Annotated in this window: 25 protein-coding genes; 6 read left to right on the top strand and 19 right to left on the bottom strand. The window is 63.3% G+C overall.

Translation table 11 applies throughout. The annotated features are described in order from the left end of the window. The 3 genes from fmt to RBB32_RS14500 form a co-directional block, all read left to right on the top strand. On the top strand, nucleotides 1-786 hold a 786-nt coding region (fmt, locus tag RBB32_RS14490), incomplete at its 5' end, for a methionyl-tRNA formyltransferase (RefSeq protein WP_306153706.1). A gap of 16 nt (nucleotides 787-802) precedes the next feature. After that, nucleotides 803-1,045 (top strand): hypothetical protein, encoded by a 243-nt coding sequence (locus RBB32_RS14495; protein ID WP_306153707.1) that lies wholly within the window; start codon nucleotides 803-805, stop codon nucleotides 1,043-1,045. Nucleotides 1,046-1,048: 3 nt separating this feature from the next. Beyond that, nucleotides 1,049-1,288: a GlsB/YeaQ/YmgE family stress response membrane protein gene (locus RBB32_RS14500; protein ID WP_306153708.1), complete on the top strand. Its 240-nt coding sequence runs from the start codon at nucleotides 1,049-1,051 to the stop codon at nucleotides 1,286-1,288. A gap of 4 nt (nucleotides 1,289-1,292) precedes the next feature. Here the strand turns inward: RBB32_RS14500 and RBB32_RS14505 are convergent, their stop codons facing one another. From RBB32_RS14505 to ispH, 7 genes are read right to left on the bottom strand one after another with little or no spacing between them, the layout of a single operon-like run. After that, on the bottom strand, nucleotides 1,293-1,916 hold the full coding sequence (locus RBB32_RS14505) for a trimeric intracellular cation channel family protein (RefSeq protein ID WP_306153709.1): 624 nt from the start codon (nucleotides 1,914-1,916) through the stop codon (nucleotides 1,293-1,295). Beyond that, nucleotides 1,913-2,380: a ribonuclease HI gene (rnhA, locus tag RBB32_RS14510; RefSeq protein ID WP_306153712.1), complete on the bottom strand. Its 468-nt coding sequence runs from the start codon at nucleotides 2,378-2,380 to the stop codon at nucleotides 1,913-1,915. The genes RBB32_RS14505 and rnhA overlap by 4 nt, the downstream gene beginning before the upstream one ends. Then, nucleotides 2,373-2,993, bottom strand: coding sequence for a glutathione S-transferase family protein (locus tag RBB32_RS14515; protein WP_306153714.1), 621 nt, complete (start codon nucleotides 2,991-2,993; stop codon nucleotides 2,373-2,375). The genes rnhA and RBB32_RS14515 overlap by 8 nt, the downstream gene beginning before the upstream one ends. A gap of 4 nt (nucleotides 2,994-2,997) precedes the next feature. Next, nucleotides 2,998-3,594: a bifunctional 2-polyprenyl-6-hydroxyphenol methylase/3-demethylubiquinol 3-O-methyltransferase UbiG gene (locus RBB32_RS14520; protein ID WP_306153716.1), complete on the bottom strand. Its 597-nt coding sequence runs from the start codon at nucleotides 3,592-3,594 to the stop codon at nucleotides 2,998-3,000. After that, the gene (locus tag RBB32_RS14525) at nucleotides 3,591-4,043 is read right to left on the bottom strand and encodes a DUF3429 domain-containing protein (RefSeq protein WP_306153718.1); all 453 of its coding nucleotides are present in this window, start codon (nucleotides 4,041-4,043) and stop codon (nucleotides 3,591-3,593) included. Before RBB32_RS14525 ends, RBB32_RS14520 begins: the two co-directional genes overlap by 4 nt. Further along, complete coding sequence (locus tag RBB32_RS14530) at nucleotides 4,040-4,654, bottom strand: LysE family translocator (RefSeq protein ID WP_306153720.1); 615 nt, start codon at nucleotides 4,652-4,654, stop codon at nucleotides 4,040-4,042. Before RBB32_RS14530 ends, RBB32_RS14525 begins: the two co-directional genes overlap by 4 nt. Then, nucleotides 4,651-5,604, bottom strand: a complete 954-nt coding sequence (gene ispH, locus RBB32_RS14535) for a 4-hydroxy-3-methylbut-2-enyl diphosphate reductase (protein WP_306153722.1) — start codon at nucleotides 5,602-5,604, stop codon at nucleotides 4,651-4,653. Before ispH ends, RBB32_RS14530 begins: the two co-directional genes overlap by 4 nt. A 135-nt stretch (nucleotides 5,605-5,739) precedes the next feature. On the opposite strand from ispH, the gene RBB32_RS14540 reads away from it, so the two are divergent. Further along, nucleotides 5,740-6,186 (top strand): cytochrome c, encoded by a 447-nt coding sequence (locus tag RBB32_RS14540; protein ID WP_306153725.1) that lies wholly within the window; start codon nucleotides 5,740-5,742, stop codon nucleotides 6,184-6,186. On the opposite strand, the gene RBB32_RS14545 is transcribed toward RBB32_RS14540, so the two are convergent. The 11 genes from RBB32_RS14545 to RBB32_RS14595 all read right to left on the bottom strand — a co-directional run bounded on the left by RBB32_RS14545 (nucleotide 6,183) and on the right by RBB32_RS14595 (nucleotide 16,664). Then, on the bottom strand, nucleotides 6,183-6,536 hold the full coding sequence (locus RBB32_RS14545) for a hypothetical protein (protein WP_306153727.1): 354 nt from the start codon (nucleotides 6,534-6,536) through the stop codon (nucleotides 6,183-6,185). The two genes, RBB32_RS14540 and RBB32_RS14545, sit on opposite strands and share 4 nt — an antisense overlap. Before the next feature lie 79 nt (nucleotides 6,537-6,615). Beyond that, a complete protein-coding gene (cobM, locus tag RBB32_RS14550; RefSeq protein ID WP_306153730.1) occupies nucleotides 6,616-7,389 on the bottom strand; it encodes a precorrin-4 C(11)-methyltransferase in 774 nt (257 codons plus the stop codon). Nucleotides 7,390-7,456: 67 nt separating this feature from the next. Beyond that, nucleotides 7,457-9,253: a precorrin-3B C(17)-methyltransferase gene (cobJ, locus tag RBB32_RS14555; protein WP_306153732.1), complete on the bottom strand. Its 1,797-nt coding sequence runs from the start codon at nucleotides 9,251-9,253 to the stop codon at nucleotides 7,457-7,459. After that, nucleotides 9,244-9,945 carry a precorrin-2 C(20)-methyltransferase gene (gene cobI / locus RBB32_RS14560; protein ID WP_306153734.1) on the bottom strand — a complete coding sequence of 234 codons (702 nt, stop codon included), beginning with the start codon at nucleotides 9,943-9,945 and terminating at the stop codon, nucleotides 9,244-9,246. Before cobI ends, cobJ begins: the two co-directional genes overlap by 10 nt. Before the next feature lie 321 nt (nucleotides 9,946-10,266). After that, nucleotides 10,267-11,295 carry an L-threonine 3-dehydrogenase gene (tdh, locus tag RBB32_RS14565; protein ID WP_306153938.1) on the bottom strand — a complete coding sequence of 343 codons (1,029 nt, stop codon included), beginning with the start codon at nucleotides 11,293-11,295 and terminating at the stop codon, nucleotides 10,267-10,269. Between the two features lie 14 nt (nucleotides 11,296-11,309). Then, the gene (locus RBB32_RS14570; protein WP_306153737.1) at nucleotides 11,310-12,497 is read right to left on the bottom strand and encodes a glycine C-acetyltransferase; all 1,188 of its coding nucleotides are present in this window, start codon (nucleotides 12,495-12,497) and stop codon (nucleotides 11,310-11,312) included. A 98-nt stretch (nucleotides 12,498-12,595) separates the two neighbouring features. Beyond that, nucleotides 12,596-13,156: a helix-turn-helix domain-containing protein gene (locus RBB32_RS14575; RefSeq protein WP_306153940.1), complete on the bottom strand. Its 561-nt coding sequence runs from the start codon at nucleotides 13,154-13,156 to the stop codon at nucleotides 12,596-12,598. A 113-nt stretch (nucleotides 13,157-13,269) separates the two neighbouring features. After that, nucleotides 13,270-14,472, bottom strand: coding sequence for a precorrin-6y C5,15-methyltransferase (decarboxylating) subunit CbiE (cbiE, locus tag RBB32_RS14580; RefSeq protein WP_306153738.1), 1,203 nt, complete (start codon nucleotides 14,470-14,472; stop codon nucleotides 13,270-13,272). 11 nt (nucleotides 14,473-14,483) lie between these two features. Next, a complete protein-coding gene (locus tag RBB32_RS14585; RefSeq protein ID WP_306153740.1) occupies nucleotides 14,484-15,122 on the bottom strand; it encodes a precorrin-8X methylmutase in 639 nt (212 codons plus the stop codon). Nucleotides 15,123-15,193: 71 nt separating this feature from the next. Continuing rightward, nucleotides 15,194-16,435 (bottom strand): sirohydrochlorin chelatase, encoded by a 1,242-nt coding sequence (locus RBB32_RS14590; RefSeq protein ID WP_306153742.1) that lies wholly within the window; start codon nucleotides 16,433-16,435, stop codon nucleotides 15,194-15,196. 4 nt (nucleotides 16,436-16,439) lie between these two features. Beyond that, entirely contained in the window at nucleotides 16,440-16,664 is a 225-nt protein-coding gene (locus RBB32_RS14595; RefSeq protein WP_306153744.1) for a DUF6732 family protein, read from the bottom strand. Between the two features lie 308 nt (nucleotides 16,665-16,972). On the opposite strand from RBB32_RS14595, the gene RBB32_RS14600 reads away from it, so the two are divergent. Then, nucleotides 16,973-17,950: a glutathione S-transferase family protein gene (locus RBB32_RS14600; protein ID WP_306153746.1), complete on the top strand. Its 978-nt coding sequence runs from the start codon at nucleotides 16,973-16,975 to the stop codon at nucleotides 17,948-17,950. 209 nt (nucleotides 17,951-18,159) lie between these two features. Here RBB32_RS14600 and RBB32_RS14605 read toward each other — a convergent pair whose 3' ends face one another. Next, a complete protein-coding gene (locus RBB32_RS14605; protein ID WP_306153748.1) occupies nucleotides 18,160-18,567 on the bottom strand; it encodes a cupin domain-containing protein in 408 nt (135 codons plus the stop codon). Nucleotides 18,568-18,852: 285 nt separating this feature from the next. On the opposite strand from RBB32_RS14605, the gene rpmB reads away from it, so the two are divergent. Continuing rightward, complete coding sequence (gene rpmB / locus RBB32_RS14610; protein ID WP_306153750.1) at nucleotides 18,853-19,143, top strand: 50S ribosomal protein L28; 291 nt, start codon at nucleotides 18,853-18,855, stop codon at nucleotides 19,141-19,143. Nucleotides 19,144-19,246: the final 103 nt, after the last annotated feature.

Below are 19,246 nucleotides of genomic sequence, written 5' to 3' on the forward strand. Positions count from 1 at the left end.
AAAGACCGCCCCACCCCGGTGCATGCCCGCGCCGAGGAACTGGGCCTTGAGGTCCGCCACCCGGTCAGCCTCAAAGGAACCGAGGAGCAGCACGCCTTCGCCGCCCTCGACGCCGATGTCGCCGTTGTCGTGGCGTATGGCCTTATCCTGCCGCAAGCGGTGCTGGAGGCCCCTACCCACGGCTGTCTCAACATCCACGCCTCGCTTTTGCCCCGCTGGCGCGGGGCCGCGCCCATTCACCGGGCGATCATGGCAAGCGATGCCGAAACCGGCGTCTGCATCATGCAAATGGAGGCAGGGCTTGATACCGGCCCTGTCCTACTGCGCCACACCACCGCCATCGGGGCCACTGAGACCACCGGCGAATTGCACGACCGCCTTTCCGCCGTGGGCGCCGAGGCGATTGTTGAGGCGCTTGCCAAGCTCGACACACTCAAACCCCAAACTCAACCCGAGGATGGCATCACCTACGCCGACAAGATCGACAAATCCGAAACCCGCGTGGATTGGACCCGCCCCGCGGTCGAGGTAGACGCCCATATTCGCGGCCTTTCCCCCTTCCCCGGTGCATGGACCGAGGTCGAGGGACAAAGGATCAAACTTCTGGCCTCGCAACTGGCAGATGGCCAAGGCACCCCCGGCGAAATCCTTGACGATACCCTGACCGTCGCCTGCGGTGATGGGGCCATCCGTCTTTTGCGCTTGCAACGGGCGGGCAAGGGCGCACAGGATGCGGAAACCTTCCTGCGCGGCATGGCCCTTCCCGCAGGAAGCAAACTGACCTGAACAGGAGGCACGACCCTTGTTTCTAAGGCTTTTCGGCACCGTCGTGATTGCTGGTATCGTCGGCTATATCAGCGAAAAATCCGGCTTCACCCGCAATGGATACCTGCAATCCATTATCATCTGCGTGGGCGGTGCTTTCCTGTTTTACTTCATCCGCATCATGTTCGGTTTCAATTTCGGCTCGCCCGGCGTGGATGCCATCATCTCCTCCATCGGGGCGCTTGTGATCGTGCCCTTCCACTGGCGCCGGGGCCGGTAACCGATGACCGTGCTCTACCTCATCGTGATCGGGGCCGTGGCCGGATACCTTGCCACCCGCATCATGCACATCAAGGCGGACCCGCTGAAAACCATCGCCATCGGCATTGCCGGGGCCTTGGTCGGCGGGTTCATCCTTCAGGTGATCCTGACCGTCGCGGGCCTCTTGGGCGGCATCATCGGCGCGGTGCTTGGCGCGATCCTGCTGATCTGGATTTACCAGGCCGTGACCGCGAAGAAGTAATGGCTTACCCCTTCGGTGGGCGCGCGCGATAGACCGGCAAGCGCCATCCAAAGGCAAGCGACCCGGCTCGCAGCCCCCAGGTCAGTACCGCGCAACCGCCCAGAATCACGGCCATGTCACTGTTCAGGGCCGCCAGCCCCGCCGCCAGAAGCGACCCCGCGAAAGCGGCCGAGACATAAAGCTCCCCCTGTTTCAAAACCAGCGGCACCTCGTTGCAGACCACGTCGCGCATCAAGCCCCCGGCGCAGCCCGTCAATATCCCCATGATCACCACGATCGGCCAAGGCTGCAACATGGTCAGCGCCGCAGCCGCCCCCGCCGCAACCGCCACGGCCAAGGCAAAACTGTCCAACCACAAAAGCCACCGATAGCGGCTTTCGGCCAGATGTGCGGTAACGAAAATCACCGCCGCCGCGACACAGGCGATACCGATATAACCGGGGTTGCCGATCCAGAAGACGGGGTTACGATCCAATAACACGTCCCGCAACGTGCCACCGCCCACCGCCGTCAGGCAGGCCAGAAAGGCAAAGCCCACCAAGTCCAACTGCTTGCGCGAGGCCGCCAAGGCCCCGGTCAGCGCGAAAATCAGCACCGAGGCATAATCAAGAAGCGATAGCGCGCTCATTCGGCCCGCGCGTTCGGCTTGAACGGGGCCATCCCTGCGCGCGCCAATTCATCGGCGCGCTCGTTCTCGGGGTGGCCGGCATGGCCCTTGACCCATTCCCACGTCACGTCATGGCGGGCCTGGGCGGCATCCAACCGCTGCCACAATTCGGCGTTTTTCACCGGCTTCTTGGCCGAGGTTTTCCAGCCATTCCTCTTCCAGCCGTGAATCCAGCCCGTCACGCCGTTCTTCACATAGGCGCTATCGGTCACCACGGTCACTGTTGAGGCCCGGTTCAATGCCTCCAACGCATTGATCGCCGCCAAAAGCTCCATCCGGTTGTTGGTGGTCTCCGCCTCGCCGCCCTGCAACGCGCGCTCTTTCACAACGCTGTCGCCCTCCTTGGCCTGCAACAGAACACCCCAGCCCCCCGGGCCGGGATTCCCCGAACAGGCCCCATCGGTATAGGCAAAAAGCTCAGGCATGATCCCACAACCCCACATATCCCGGCAGTGCCGCCATCCGCGCACACCACGCATTGAGCGCCGGAAACCGCGCCATCTCGAAACCGCCCCGGTCGCCGGCGGTGTGGGTGTAGGCATAAAGCGCGATATCGGCAAGGCTTGCGGATGCGCCCGCAAACCACGCCCGCCCCTGCATGTGATCCTCCATCAATTGCAACAAGGCGTGACCGGTCTCCAAAAGCTCCGCCATGACCCGCGGCGTCGCCTCATCCTTGAGGTGCGGATAGGTGTTGAGCGAGGCGCGCACCGCCACCACCGGCTCGTGCCGGTTTTGCTCAAAGAACATCCAACCCAGCATTTGCGCCTGTGTCAGGGGGTCGTTCGGCACCCAATCGCTACCCGCCGCCAGATACCAAAGAATGGCATTGGATTCCGACAGAATCGTCCCATTGCCCAAATGCAGCGCGGGCAGCTTTCCCAAGGGCAAATGCCCCTCGGCCTTTGCCTGCTTCAGCTCCGCCGATTGGGTCTCGCACGGCACATGGCAATAGTCCCGCCCCAAAAGCGCCAGCAACAGCCGCACCTTGTAGCTATTGCCCGACGAAGGCATCGAATAGAGAGTTAAATCGCTCATACGTCTAAACCGCTTTCGCCAAAATCGTTATCCAATCTTCGGGCACGCCGGTCATGCCCGCCTCGCGTCCCTGCGTGGTCTCGACAACGCCGAAACCGGTATCGTGCAAAAGCCCGCGCAATTCGTCTTCGGTGACAAAGGTGTAAAGCCGCCCCAGTTCATCGCGCTTTTCACCATCACCAAGTTTCATCCCGATATGAAACAGCCCCCCGGGCCGCAACGCCCGGTGAATGGCGGCCAGATGCCCCGGCAAATCCCCGCGCGGCGCGTGCAAAAGCGAGAAATTGGCCCAAACTCCGTCAAATTCCGCCTCGCCGTCGATGTCGTCAAACCGCGCAACCCGCGCCTCCACGCCGGGGTGCGCGCCTGCCATCTTGACCATCTCGGGCACCGCATCCGTGGCCAGCACCGCAAACCCCTCTGCCGCCATGCGCGCGGCCATCACCCCGGGGCCACAGCCAAGGTCCAATACCCGCGCGCCCTTGGGCAAAGCGGCGATAAAGGCCTCCAGCGCCGGGTCTTCATCCAGATGCGCAGTGCGCTCGGCATAATCCCCGGCGGCCCGCCCGTAATAGGCCAGCGTCTCGTTGTCCTGGCTCACAGGAAAACTCCGATGGCAAGGCAGGTTACCACGATCACCGTCAACAGCACCCGCAACTGCATCCACCACGCGGGCGCCGCGCCATGATGCCAGAACATCCAGTCCAGCCCCAGAATGCCGATGAACCCAGCCATCAGGGAAATGCCCGAACTGGTCGGCCCGCCGCCGGTCATGAAAAACGCCCATAGCGCCGGGATCACCGACAGGGCATAACCGGTGGCCGCCCGCGCGCCCTCAAGCTGCGCGGCAAAGCCCCACAGCACCCCGGACATGAACGACAAGATGATCGCGCCGTAAAACAGCATGACATAGGGCCCGACAAACCGCGCCCCGATATTGGCCAGCGTCCAATCGGCCAGCCCCGGCAACAGCACGGTCAACGCCCCCCAAACAAAGGGCGTCACCCCCGCCAGCCCAAGGATCAAAGGCGCGCGCGGGATGCCCGTCATGCCGCTTTCTCCATCGCCAATCGCGCCGCCAGCCCCGCGAAAACTGCGGCAAAGCCCCGGTTGATCCAACGGATCACCGGCGGCGAGGACAACACCTTGTCCCGCGCGGCGGCGGCGAACGCGCCATAGCCCACGAAAACCACGAAGGTCAGCAGCATGAACACCGCCCCCATGGCCAGCATCTCGGCACTCGCCGTGGCCGGGTTCCCCGACAGGAACGGCGGCAACAGCGCCAGAAAGAAGATCGACAGCTTGGGATTGAGGATATTGATCAAGGCCCCGCGCCGTGCAATCGCCCAATCCGCGCTTGCCCGTGTTTCGGCGCGCACCGCCACGCCGCCTTCATCACGCAACATCTGCCACGCCAGATACAGAAGATAGGCCACACCGGCGAACTTGATCACCTGAAACAGCAGGGCCGAGGTATGCATGATCGCCGCCAGTCCCAGCACGGCGGCCAAAAGTGCCGGAACGATCCCGAAGGTACAACCCACGGCAGCCATGATCGCCGCGCGTCGCCCCTGCCCAAGCCCGATGGCAAGCGTGTAAATCACCCCCGTGCCGGGCGCCACGACCACCACAAGGGCAGTCAGCAGGAACTGCAGGCTCACGACGCTTCCCTCATCACGCGGGGCACCTTGAACTCCACGTTCTCCTGCGCGGTTTCAACCACCTCGGTTGTCACGTCATAGCGGGTGCGAAAGGCGTCGATCACCTCGTTGACCAAAACTTCGGGGGCCGAGGCGCCAGCGGTGATTCCGATGCTCGAAATCCCCTCCAAGGCGCGCCAATCGATATCCCCCGCGCGCTGAACCAGTTGCGAATAGTTGCAGCCCGCCTTGGCGCCCACCTCGACCAACCGCTTGGAATTCGACGAATTGGGCGCCCCCACCACCAGCATCGCATCGGCCTTGGGCGCCATGGCCTTCACCGCCTCCTGCCGGTTGGTGGTGGCGTAACAGATATCTTCCTTGTGCGGCCCCTTGATGGCCGGGAAACGCGCCTGCAAGGCCGCAACGATATCAATCGTATCATCCACCGACAGCGTCGTTTGCGTCACGAAAGCCAGTTTTTCAGGGTCGCGCACCTGCAACCCGGCCACATCCGCCACCGTTTCCACCAACAAGACCTCGCCCGCGGGCAACTGTCCCATGGTGCCGATGGTTTCGGGGTGGCCCGCATGCCCGATCATCACGATCTGAAGGCCATTCTCGTGATGCCGTTCTGCCTCGATATGCACTTTTGACACCAAGGGGCATGTGGCATCCACGAAAAGCATCTCGCGCCGCGCCGCCTCGGCGGGCACCGCCTTGGGCACGCCATGCGCCGAAAAGATCACCGGCCGGTCATCGGGGCATTCTTCCAGCTCCTCGACGAAAACCGCCCCTTTCTCGCGCAGATCGTCCACCACGTATTTGTTGTGCACGATCTCATGGCGCACGTAGACGGGCGCGCCCCACTTATGCAGGGCCATCTCGACGATCTTGATCGCCCGGTCCACACCGGCGCAAAACCCGCGCGGTGCGGCAAGGTATAGGGTCAAAGGCGGTTTGGTGGTCATAAGGGCAGCCTCCTGTTGCCCCACAGGTAAATCCCCAGTGCCCCGGCGTCCAGTGGCGATACCCTCACGCAAGGGTGATTTGCATTGCCCCGCCACCTCGGGAACCTACCGCCAACTGCATATAACGGAGATCCCATGCCCCGCCTGCCCCTCGCCCTGTGCCTCATCGCCTCGCCCCTCTGGGCCGAAACCCCTGCGGGCATCCTGCCCTATACAGATGCCGCCGCGGTCGAAAACGGCCAAGCCATCTATCAGGCGCAATGCGCCGCCTGCCACGGCACAAACCTTGCAGGCGAAGACAACTGGCGCGACCGCGACGCATCGGGGTACCTGCCCGCGCCGCCACATGATGAAACCGGCCACACATGGCACCACCCCGACACACAGCTTTTCATGATCACCAAGCACGGCACCGAGGCCATCGTCGGCAATGGCTACAAAAGCAACATGATCGGCTTTGGCGACATCCTGTCAGATCAGGAAATTCTCGAGGTGCTGGCCTATATCAAATCCACATGGCCCCGCCGGGTCGTGGACACCCACAATCGCATCAACCGCGATGCCACGGGGCAGGCAAATTAGCCCCAGTTCTCGATCAACCCCACCGGCGCACCCTCGGGCCGCTCGTAATCGAGGGGCTGCACATCCGCGGCGGCGGTCATCTGCTTCACCTCATAGCGAATCTCGCCGCCGTCCTCTTCCGAGGCCACGATCAGGCAACGCGACAAATGCCGCGCCCCGTCGTAAATATCCACCAGGCCGCGCAGGTGCGGCGCGGCTTCGGCCTCAACGCTAAAACCATCGTCCGACAGGCGCAAAACCTTCAACCTTTGCCCCCCGGTCTCGATCACCAACCGGCTGGACCGCTTCAAGGCGCGCTTGCGCGCCTGATCCAGCCCCGCCTGAACCTCGCTTGGCAATACTGTCATCATGGTATCCATCCCCTCCGCGTGGACCCTAACATAGACCATAGATGTAAACCGCCAATGACAAACAGGTCATTGTCGGAGATCAAGCGCGCTCGGTGGCTTTCGGGCGCAGAACATGTGGCATTTCAGGATCATAAAGCGCGCTCTCGGTAAACTCGCTGATCTGGCCCAGCACCGGCCCCACCAGGATAAGCGCGGTGCGCGTGATCTTTTCATCCCGCACCTTCAGGCGAATATCGCTCAGCGTGCCCCGGATGAACATCTGATCGGGCCAGCCGACGCGATAGGCCACCACCACCGGACAATCCGCGCCATAGTAAGGCGTCAGAACCCGCTCGATCTCACGCAGGGCGCGCACGCCCAGATGGATGGCCAGCGTGGTGCCCGAGCGCGCGAAATTCTCAAGCGTTTCGCCGGCAGGCATCGAGGTGGATTTCATGCTCACCCGCGTCAGCACGATGGATTGCCCGATCTCCGGCACGGTCAATTCCTGGCCCAGGGCGGCGGCAGCGGCGGCATAGGCGGGCACGCCGGGGATGATCTGGTAATCAATCCCGTCGGCACGCAGGCGGCGAATCTGCTCGGCAATCGCGCCGTAAAGCGACGGATCGCCCGAATGCACGCGCGCCACGTCCTGCCCCTTGGCATGGGCCTGCTTGATCACGCCATGGGTATCGTCCAGCGTCATCGGCGCCGTATCCATCACCAAGGCCCCCTCCGGCGCACAGCCCACCACTTCGGCAGGCACCAGACTGCCCGCATAAAGGCACACCGGGCATTCCCCGATCACCCGCTCGGCCTTCTTGGTCAAAAGTTCCGGGTCACCCGGACCCGCGCCGATAAAATACACCGTCATGTCATCTCTCCTTCACGGGATGGCGGGCGGGGCGCCTTTGCCCCACCGGGGCAAACAGCGCCGCGCGTCATCCCCGGCCTTGGGCCAAATCCCCGTCAATCTTGCGCGCATAGCCGCGCGGCGTGAACATCCGTGGCCCCTCGCCCAGTTGCGCCAGCCGCGAATTGCTCGACCCGACCAAGACCACGGTCAGCATATCCACCTCGTCCACCTGCAAATCCTCCAACCGGCGGTACCGCACCTGCTCCTCCGGGCGGCCCAGGTTGCTGGCCAGCATAACAGGTGTCTCCGCCGGGCGGTGCTGCAACAGGATATCGCGTGCCTCGGCGAGAAGCGTCCGCCGCGTCTTGCTGACCGGGTTGTAGAAGGCGATCACGAAGTCCCCCTCCGCCGCCGCCTGCAACCTGCGCAGGATATCCGCCCGCGGGGTCAGCAGATCCGACAGCGAGATGGTGCAGAAATCGTGCCCCAAGGGTGCCCCGGCCCGCGCCGCAGCCCCCTGAAGCGCGCTTACCCCCGGCGAACACACCACATCCACCCGGTGCGCCGCATCGCTCACGCCCTCACTTTCGGGCGCACGATCCAGCAGCTCGAAAACAAGCGCCCCCATGGCGTAAATCCCGGCATCGCCCGAGCACACCAAGGCCACGTTGCGGCCCTCCGCCGCCCGCTCCAAGGCATAGCGGCAGCGCGCCTCTTCTCCGCCCAAGGGGAAATCGCTGCGCTCTTTGCCCGCCGCCAATGGCCCCAGAAGGTCGATATAAAGCCCATAGCCCACCAGTTCCTCGGCCTCGGCCACAAGGCGGCTGACCTCCGGCGTCCGCCAACTGGCCTGCCCCGGCCCGATACCGACAACAGACAGGCGCCCGCGCGCCCGGCCCGGCATCTCGGTCAACGGCTCAGCGGCCCGGCCCAGCGCGCAGGTGGCATTCGCCGTCTTGCGCTTCTCGGTCACCAACGCCCCGCCACAGGCCAGCGCGGCCCCCTCGCTCACTCCATGGCACCCCACTTCGGCAAAGACCACGTCAGAGGGGTTCGGCACCGCCTGCGCCTCCAGTTCTGCCGCCGTGAACAGGCGCAAGGGCACACCCAACCGCGCCGCCACCACGTTCATCGCAGGTTCATCCGCCTTGAGGTCGATCGAGGCCACACAGCCCACCGCACCGGGGGCAACGCCCGCACCGTCCAGAACCTCCTGCACCAGCGCCCAAAGCTCCTCGGGGTCGGCATTGCGCGCGCATCCAAGGCCCAGCGCAAACCGCTGCGGATGGTAGACAAGCCGCGCCTCGCTACCCTCGACCGGGGCGTCGCTCACGCAAAGCTCAACCGCGCCGCCGGTATCCTCGATGCCAAAGATATTCTCACCCGAAACCGATACCCCGGCCCCCGACAGCATCGCCGCCATCGCGCCTTTGGCGTCACCCGGATTGGCCAAACGATACCCCAAGGGCGGCGCATCCAGCGCCACGCCCATCGCCACGTCCCCCGCCGTGGTCACGGCTGAAACTGCCTCCAACCCGGCGGCGATTTCGCTGGCCAAACGATTGGCCCCGCGATGCCCGCCCAACAAGGGCACCACAACCGCGCCATCGTCGCTGACCGATACCACCGGCGGCTCACTGGTCTTATCCACCAGCAAAGGCGCCACCGCCCGGATCAAAATCCCACTGGCACAAACGCCCACCACCGGCACACCGGCGGCAAACAGATCCCGCGCATGATCCAGTGCATTGGGAAAATAAGCATCCGCCTTTTCCACCCGCCCCTCGCGGCCATGCACCTGCGCGCCCAACAGGGCCGCTACGCGGTGCGCCATATCTTCCCCCGACCGGCTCAGGGCCAGAACAACAGGTTTCACAGCCATGGATCGGCCCCTTTCGTCAGCAGGATCATCGAAAAATAGGGCGCCGTCCCCGGCGCCTCGTCAAGCGGGCAAACCACCTCTTCGGGCAGGCTGGCGCGCTCGATGTATACCGCGCGCTCCGTCAGGCCCAAATCACCGATCACCCCGCGGATTTTCTCCAGATGCCGCCCCACCTTCATGATGGCAACACTTTCGGCCCCTTCGATCCGGGCGCGCAATTCCGCTTCCGGCAAGGGACCGGGCAAAACCGTCAAACGTTCGTTGCGCGCGGCCAATGGCATGCCTGCGCGGGCGGCACAGGTGGTGATCGAGGTGACCCCGGGCACCACCTCGACCTCGAACCGCTCCGACAACCGCGCGAAAACATACATGAAAGAGCCATAGAAAAACGGGTCGCCCTCGCACAGGCACACCACGTCATAACCCGCCGCCAAAGCCCCGGCAATTTCCTCGGCCCCCTTGTCATAGGCCGCCTGCGCCGGGGCGCGGTCGGTGGTCATCGGCACATCCATCACGATCTCGCGTACCCCCGCCGGGATCACCCCCGCCGCGATCGACCGCGCGAAACTTTCACCCCCTGCCAGGCTGGGATAGGCCACCACCTGCGCCCGGGAAATCAACCGATGCGCCCGCAAGGTCATCAATTCGGGATCCCCCGGGCCAAGCCCGACACCACACAAAACACCGCTCACAGCACAGGCCCCGGTGTTTTTTGGGCACGATTACGCGCAACTGAGGGGCAATCTTCTTGTGTCATACGTTCTCACTGAGTGTCACCGGAACCAATCGTCGTTAAATTCCAATGAGTTAATGTGTCATCATATCCCGGATATACGCCGGACAGCGCCACGCCGGACCCTATACAAATGCAGGGATAATGTCATCGCAAAATCAAATGCAATGCCGCCGTTCAAATCAATGCCCGGCCTGCGGCGGCAAGGGCCGCAAGGTCGCGGTCAAACGCCGAATGATCCACGGCGCGAGTTGAAAACCGCCATCGCCTCGGACAGCCTTCACCGCCAGTCCAGCACGACCTTGCCGGTCTTGCCGGATTTCATCGCGCCAAAGGCGTCGCGGAAATCATCTACCGGCATCCGGTGCGTGATAACCCGGCTGACATCCAGCCCGTTTTGCAGCATCGCGATCATCTTGTACCATGTCTCGAACATCTCGCGACCGTAGACACCCTTGATCGTAATCGCCTTGAACACGATCCGCGACCAGTCGACAGGCGATTTTCCCGGCGGAATCCCCAGAAGTGCGATCTTGCCGCCCATGATCATGACCTCGACCATCTGGTCCAGCGCCTGCTGACTGCCCGACATCTCCAGCCCCACGTCGAAGCCCTGTTTCATACCAAGCTCATCAACGACGTCATGCAGATCGTCCTGCCTTGCGTCCACCGTCCGCACGTTGCCGCAAACATGCTCCGCCAGTTTCAGCCGCTCGGGGTTCACATCCGTAATCACCACGTTGCGCGCGCCTGCATGGCGCGCCACCGCGGCTGCCATGATGCCGATCGGCCCGGCCCCGGTAATCAGAACATCCTCTCCCAGCAGGTCAAAGCTCAGCGCGGTATGCACGGCATTGCCCAACGGATCGAGAATCGCGCCGATCTCGTCGGGTATGTCATCCGGCAGCGGAACCACGTTGAAAGCGGGTAGTTTCAGGTATTCGGCAAAGGCCCCCTGCGCATTGACGCCGATCCCCCGGGTGCCCGGGTCAAGGTGAAACTTGCCCGACCGGCTTTGGCGGCTTTCCATCCCCACGACATGCCCCTCGCCGGAACAGCGTTGACCGATCTTCAGGTCCGTCACGTTGCGCCCGACCTCGACGATTTCACCGGCGAATTCATGGCCCGTGATCAGCGGCACCGGCACGGTCGCGGCGGCCCAGTCGTCCCAGTTCCAGATATGGATATCGGTGCCGCAGATTCCGGTGGCGTTGATCCGGATCAACACATCGTCCGGCCCAATCTCCGGCACCGGGGCCTGCACCATCCAAAGCCCCTCTTCCGGCCGCGATTTTTCCAGGGCCTTCATCGTGTTGTGATGGGTCATCCGATCACTCCCAGGTCACGCCCGACCTTGGAAAAGGCGGCCAGCGCACGGTCCAGTTGCGCGTCGGTCAGCGCGGCGTTCATCTGTGTGCGGATACGCGCCTGCCCATGCGGGACCACCGGATAGAAAAAGCCGGACACATACACGCCCTCGTCAAACAACCTTGCCGCCATTTCCTGCGCCAAGGGCGCCTCGCCCAACATGACCGGTATGATCGGATGCTCCCCGGGCAACAGGTCAAAGCCCAACTCCGCAAGGCCTTCGCGCCACCGTGCCGCGTTCTCGAACAGCCGGTCACGAAGGTCGCGCCCCTCTTCCACCAACCGGATCGCCTCGATCCCGGCGGCGACAATGGACGGCGGCAGCGCATTGGAAAACAGATAGGGGCGCGCCCTCTGGCGCAGCAGGTCGATAACCGGTTGCGGCCCGGCAATATAACCGCCCAGCGCACCGCCAAGCGCCTTGCCAAGGGTTCCGGTCAGGATATCGACATCAACCCCGAAATGATCCGGGGTTCCTGTCCCGCGCGCGCCCATGAAACCGGTCGCATGGCAATCGTCGACCATGACGGTGGCATCATGGGCCTTGGCAAGCCGCGTAATCGCCGGCAGGTTCGCCAGGTATCCATCCATCGAGAAAACGCCGTCCGTCGCGATCATGACATGCCGTGCCCCCGCCGCACGCGCCTCGATCAGCTTCGCCTCCAGATCGCCCATGTCATTATTGGCATACCGGTACCGCTTGGCTTTGCAGAGCCTGATTCCATCAATGATCGACGCATGGTTCAGGCTGTCTGAAACAATGGCATCTTCCGGGCCAAGCAAGGGTTCGAAAAGCCCGCCGTTCGCGTCGAAACAGGCCGCGAAAAGGATCGCGTCATCCTTGTTCAGGAAATCGGCCAGCTTTTGCTCCAAGCCGCGATGCAGATCCTGGGTACCACAGATGAACCGGACAGACGCCATGCCAAAGCCGTGATCCTCCATCGCCTGCCGCGCCGCGCGTATCAGGTCCGGATGGTTGGCTAGTCCAAGGTAATTATTGGCGCACAGGTTGATAACCTCGCGCCCGTCAACCGTGACTTCGGCGGATTGAGGCGAGTTTATCAAGCGCTCGCGCTTCGTCAGGCCATCGGCCTCGATTGCGGCAAGTGTCGTCTTTAGATCGGCCAGGAATTGATCGGACATGAAGCGGCTCCTTGTCTTTCATGACGGCAATTCTGTCATAGCGGACGAGTTTCTTCAATATCGGAGTTCAATTTATTGGATATGTATCCGCTATGTCGTCATCCACCCTTTACCACGAGAAAGGCACGCGCCTCTCCAACGGCCCGCAATTGATGCGGGACATCGGCCGCATATCTTGCGGTTTCCCCGGCCTTGAGAAGCTCGGAATGCTCACCGGATGTCACCGCGATCTTGCCATCTATGACCGTAAGGTTTTCCTGCGTTCCATGCGCATGCGACGGCGATTCAAGCACGCCGTCCATTGCAAATCGCAATTCATAAACTTCATGCGTCCCGGCATCTTCGGGCGGCGAAAGGATACGGATACAGCAACCTGTCCCCTGATTTTCGATTGTCGGGACATCCTGCGCCCTCAAAACATGCACTCGGGCGGTTTGCTGATCTTCCAGCAGACCCGCGAAATCCACCTGCAACGCACGTGTCAGGTTCCACAATGTCGCAACGGTGGGCGAAGAGTTCCCGCGCTCGATCTGGCTGACCATGCTGCGCGACACGCCCGAAAGCTTGGCCACGGCATCCAGCGAAAGGCCCTGCGCCTGCCGCGCCTGTTTCAGACGGGCAGGAAGACGGGTAAGGATCGAGTCGGACATATCCATTATCTTGGAATATTAGACCATTTGCGCGGACAGTTGCCAGTGGATTTTACTGACCGGTCCAGCTTGAAACGCCCCGCCGCAAGCATCGACCGCCTGTCATGGGGCCAAGCGCCCGGTCACCGCTTCACAAGGCTCCACTGGGTGACCGGCATCAAGGGCCGCCAGCCGGTCAGCCCGCCAACAGGTTCGGCCCGGTTGACCATCAGCTTCACAAGCTGCCCACCGCGTTCCTTGTGCAGCTCCAGCAACAGCGCCTCGCTTTCCAGCGTCACCGCATTGCATACCATCCGCCCCAAGGGGCGCAGCGCCTCCCATGCCGCCTCAAAGGTCTCACGGCTCAGGCCCCCGCCGATGAACACCGCATCCGGCGCGGCCAAACCCTCCAAGGCTTCGGGCACCCGGCCCTCGACCAGTTCCAACTTGGGCACCCCAAGCGCCAGCGCATTGGCCGCCGCCATCGCGCGGCGGTCGGCGCGCGGTTCGATCCCCACCGCGCGGGCGTAGCGCGCACCGCGCATCCATTCCACCGCGACCGATCCACAGCCCGTGCCGATATCCCACAGCAAGGCGCCCCGCATCGGCATCAGCTTGGCCAGCGTGGCCGCGCGCACCTCTTGCTTGGTCATGGTGCCGTCATGCTGGAACAATTCATCGGCCAATCCCGGTACACGCGGCAAAAGCGCAGCATCGGGGGCGGCAACACAGTCCACCGCCATGGTGTTGAAGGCCGGCACCTCGTGGTCCCAGTCTTCGGCCACCCCGTCGAACCGCGCTTCCTCCGCGCCGCCCATATTGGCCAGCACCGTCAGCTTCGAGCGGCCAAAACCCCGCTCGGTCAAAAAGCCCGCGATCTGCGCCGGGGTCTCGGCCCCGGTGGTCAGGATCAACAACCGCGCATCGGGCTGGATAAAGGCGATCATCTGCTCCACGGGCCGGCCATGCACGGTCAGCGTTTCCACATCCGGCAAGGACCACCCCATGCGCGCCGCCGCCAATTGAAACGCCGACAATTGCGGGTGATAGGTGATCTCGGCGGGGTCAATCGCCCGCCCGATCCGCGCGCCAACCGAGAACCACAAAGGGTCCCCCGTGGCCAGCACCACGACCCGGCGACCCTTTAACCCTTCCAGCATCTCGATCAGCGCATTGAAGGGGCTGGGCCATGCCACGCGCTCGGCACTCACATTCTCCGACAGCTTGTGATGCCGGTCGCCGCCCACGATCACCTCGGCGGCCTCGACCACGGCACGGGTCGCGGGCAACAGCCCGGCCATGCCATCCTCGCCAATGCCCACGATATGCAACCACGGCTCATTCATCCTTGCCTCCCTCATGCTGTCAGCTCCGGCAACCCCGCGGCCAGCGCGTTGACCGCCGCCGAGGCAATGGCCGATCCGCCGCGCCGCCCGCGCAGGGCGACGAAATCACAATCCCGCGGGTTGGCCGCCAGTTCCGCCTTGCTTTCGGCGGCCCCCACGAAGCCCACGGGAAACCCAAGGATCACCGCCGGTTTCGGCGCGCCCTCGTCCAGCATTTCCAACAGGTGAAACAAGGCCGTCGGCGCATTGCCGATGGCCACAACCGCACCCTCCAGATGCTCGGCCCACAACTCGACCGCCGCCGCCGACCGGGTATTGCCGATGCCTGCCGCGATACCCGGCACTTTCGGATCGTTCAAGGTGACGATCACCTCGTTTCCGGCGGGCAAATACCGCCGGATGATCCCCGCGCCCACCATCTCGCAATCACACAGCACCGGCGCACCGGCCCGCAAGGCCGCCTGCCCCGCCTCATAGGCATTGGCCGAGAAGGCCAACCGGTCGGCCACCTCCACCATGCCGCAGGCATGGATCAGGCGAATGGCAAGCGCCTCCATTCCCGGCCCGAACCGATCAAGCCGCGCCTCGCGGCGCACGGTGGCAAAGCTCTCGGCATAGATGGTCTTGGGGTTCTTTTCGTAGGGACGCACGGCCTTAACCCTTCACGATGCGGCCCCCGTCGGATGCCTCCGGCGGGGATATTTTGAAAAAGAAGAAAGCATCAGGCCCGGGTTTTCCGCGCGCTCTCCGGCCCATGCGGGTGGTCGGCATGGGGGTACTCGGCATGGTGATGATGATGGTCGTGATCATGGTGGTGATGATCGTGACCGTGATCATGGTCGTGGTGATGATGGTGGTGGTGATGCCCCGGCCCTTCCAAGCGGCACAACCCGGTGCAGAATGTATCGCACAGGGCGCAATCGGCCACGTTCGAGCCCGGCGCACTGGCCCCTTGCCCTTCCACGTGATGGTGGTGGCTTTCCTGCACCGCGCCCACCTCGGCCTCGAAGCCCAGAATGGTGGTGCGATACTTGCACAGCACACAGGTCGGCGGCGGCGTGTCGCTAAAGGCCACATGGCCCGCGCCCTTCGCCTCGGCCAGGGCGCGGCGCTGCTCGGGCGTAATCTCCCGCGCGCCCTCGATGGCCAAAACCTGCGTGCGATACTGGCAGGTGCCGCAATTGGGCGGCGGTGTCGCACTGGTCTGTTCCATCACCCGCTCGGCAAAGGTTTCCAATACCTTCGGGTGATCCCCCAGATACCCCGCCTTGAAGAACTGGATATGCGGATGTTCGGCGGCCACCTGGTCGGTAAAGCCGTAAATCCGGTCGATCAGGATGCCCGAGAACAGGAAATACGGGAAAACGATCACCCGCTTATAGCCCAGCTTCGCCACATGCTGCAGGCAGGGTTCGACCAGCGGGAAGGTGACACCCGAATAGCCCACTTCGCACCAGCCAAAGCCCATGCCCTCCTGCAACATCCGGGCGATCTTGGCGACATTGCCATTGGCATCCGGGTCCGAGGCCCCGCGCCCAATCACCACCAGGCAGGTATCATGCAACGAGACCTCCCCGGCCTCGGCATTGGCGCGTTCAACAGCCTCCTGAATACGCCCACCGGCGGCCTCGATCATCTTGGGGTCCACCCCCAGTTCCCGGCCATATTGCACGTCGATGCCATGCTTGGTGGCATAGGTGTTCAGAACCGTGGGAATGTCGTTCTTGGAATGCATCGCGGCAAAAAGCATCCCCGGCACTGCCAGAATCCGCTCGCACCCTGCCTCGCGCAGCTTGTCCAGACCGTCGCGAATGACCGGGTTGGCAAATTCGAGATATCCATACTCCATCGCCCAATCCCCGGGCAGATAGGGCGGCAGCTTCTCGGCCAGAGTCGCGAATTCATCCACCGCCGACTGGCTGCGCGAGCCATGCCCACAGATCATCACACCTGTCTTGCCCATGCGCTCAGGCCTCCTGCAAGTCTTCGTCGGCGGCCTCGTCGCCCTCGGCCTCTTCCGTGGCCTCGTCCTTGCGGCCCTTCAGCCCGGCCCAAAGCCCGATGGCAATGGCCGCCCCCAAGGCCGCAGCGCCCAGCCAATGATTGTGACCCGCCGCTTCGGCCAGGTGACCGGGATGCGCCTGCGCGCCGCTTGCCGCGGCAAGAGTCACCAGAAGGATTGCGTATTTCATGGGTTTGCCCCCTTTTTACCGTTTCGCCCCTTTAGGCCCCGGAAAGGCGGGTCGCGGCAGATCCCACCGCATCGACGACTCCAGCACAAGACCCCCGGATTGGGTCGATCCCGCCTGCACACCTTTCCGGCCCCATGGGGCATCGTCACTTTCCGTATACGCCCCAAGCGGCCCACACGCAAACCGTGAAACGCCATCCATGCGACGACGACCGACATGATGTGCAGCCCCGCACGTCCCCTGCGCGGCGGCAGGGCTGTCAGCATCCCGCGACCACTCCTAGATTTGTCCAAAAGGAGGAGCGCAAAATGGGTCTCTTGATCGACGGCGAATGGCACGACCGCTGGTATGACACCGAAAGCACCGGCGGAAAATTCCAACGCGACACGTCTAAATTCCGCAACTGGATAACGCCCGACGGCGCGCCCGGCCCCAGCGGCAAGGGCGGCTTTCCCGCCGAATCCGGGCGCTACCACCTCTATGTCTCGCTCGCCTGCCCCTGGGCGCACCGCACCCTGATCTTTCGCGCGCTCAAGGGCCTGCAGGCACATATCGGCCTGTCGGTCGTTCACCCCGAAATGCTCTCGGACGGGTGGGAGTTCCGCACCGATTACCCCGGGGCCACCGGCGACACGCTCTATGACCTGCCCTACGCCCGCGACCTGTACACCAAGGCCCAACCGGATGCCTCGGGCCGTGTCACCGTGCCGATCCTCTGGGACAGGACCCTTGAGACCATCGTTTCCAACGAATCGGCCGAGATCATCCGCATGTTCAATTCCGCCTTCGACGGGATCACCGGCAATACCGATGACTATTGGCCGCAAGACCTGCGCGAGGCGATCGAGCCGGTGAACGCCCGCATCTACGACACCGTCAACAACGGCGTCTACAAATCCGGCTTCGCCACCACCCAAAAGGCCTATGACGAGGCCGTCGCGCCCCTGTTCGATAGCCTCGACTGGCTGGAAGACCGGCTATCGACCAACCGCTACCTCATGGGCGACCGGCTGACCGAGGCCGACTGGCGGCTGTTCACCACCCTCATCCGCTTCGATGCCGTCTACCACGGGCATTTCAAATGCAACCGCGCGCGGATCGTCGATTACCCCAACCTCTGGGGCTACCTGCGCGAGCTTTACCAATGGCCCGGCGTGGCCGAGACGGTGAACTTCGACCACATCACGCGGCATTATTACTACAGCCACGACACCATCAACCCGCACCGCATCGTCCCCATCGGGCCAAGGCTTGACCTGATGTCGGACCATGGGCGGGGCGCTTGAAACAACAAACCCCGCCACCCGGGGCAGGCGTGGCTTTATGGGTATTTTTGCCAAGAAAAAACAGGGGCAGTTTTTTCTTGGTCCCAATACCCTGGGGGAGTCGCCCGCAGGGCGGCGGGGGCAACGCCCCCAAGGTGCACACTCAAATCACCTCACGCGACACATCGCATTGCGCCACAGAAAGCTTGCCAAGCGGTAAACCGACCGCGCTACCGCGTGGTCCGCCGATACTCTGCCTCGCTCACCTGATCCAGCCAATCGGCCACCCGGCCCGCGTCATCGGCCTCCTGCATGGCCAGATGGCACATCTGGCTGTCTGGCGCGGCGCCATGCCAATGCTCCGCCCCCGGCGGGATCCAGACCGTATCGCCCGGGCGGATCACTTTTGGCGGCTCGCCGCGCAGCCCCACAAGCCCGACACCCGACAGCACGTGCAGGGTCTGCCCCAAGGGATGGGTGTGCCACGCGGTCCGCGCCTCGGGCTCGAAGGTCACCTTCAGGGCACGCAGCCGCGCCGGGGCCTCGGCCTCCACCACCCGCTCTTGCCAAACCCGCCCGGCAAACCACTCCGGATTGGCCAGTTTGCAGGGCCGCTCTCCGGCTCGCATGATCTTCATCGCCTCACCTCCATTGACCACATCACATGCTCCGAAATTAGCTCTAGTCTGTACAAAACGTACAAAACTATTTGGCCTCCCCCGGAGTTTCGTACAAAACTGGCCCTCCGAACGTACAAACCGTACAAAAGTCACGAAGGGCTTGACGGGGGCATCCCGAATCCCTTGACGCCCCCCGGTTTTGCCCCTAAAGACCCGGTGATGAATTCGGGGCGCTGCCTATGGCGGTGCCCGTTTGTATTGAGCAGGGCTTCGTCAAGCCCCAGCAAACACGAGGAAAAGCCCATGTCGCGCCGCTGCGAACTGACCGGAAAAGGCCCGATGGTTGGCAACAACTCCAGCCACGCCAACAACAAAACCAAGCGCCGCTACCTGCCCAACCTGCAGGACGTGTCGTTGCAGTCCGAAACCCTGGGCCGCGCGATCAAGCTGCGAATCACTGCCTCTGCCCTGCGCAGCGTCGACCACCGTGGTGGTCTGGACGGCTATCTTGCCAAGGCAAAAGACACCGAGCTTTCGGCCAACGCTCTGAAAGTGAAGAAAGAAATCGCCAAGGCACAGGCCGCGAGCGCCTAAGCAACGCGATTTTAAAAACTGTTTTCGCAGCCCCGTCCTTTTGGTCGGGGCTGTTGCATTTTGTCGCTTTTCTTTGGCGCCCCCGAATGCCTATATCGTAGGC

It is taken from the genome of Roseovarius sp. MMSF_3281 (assembly GCF_030733685.1).
GTDB lineage: Bacteria > Pseudomonadota > Alphaproteobacteria > Rhodobacterales > Rhodobacteraceae > Roseovarius.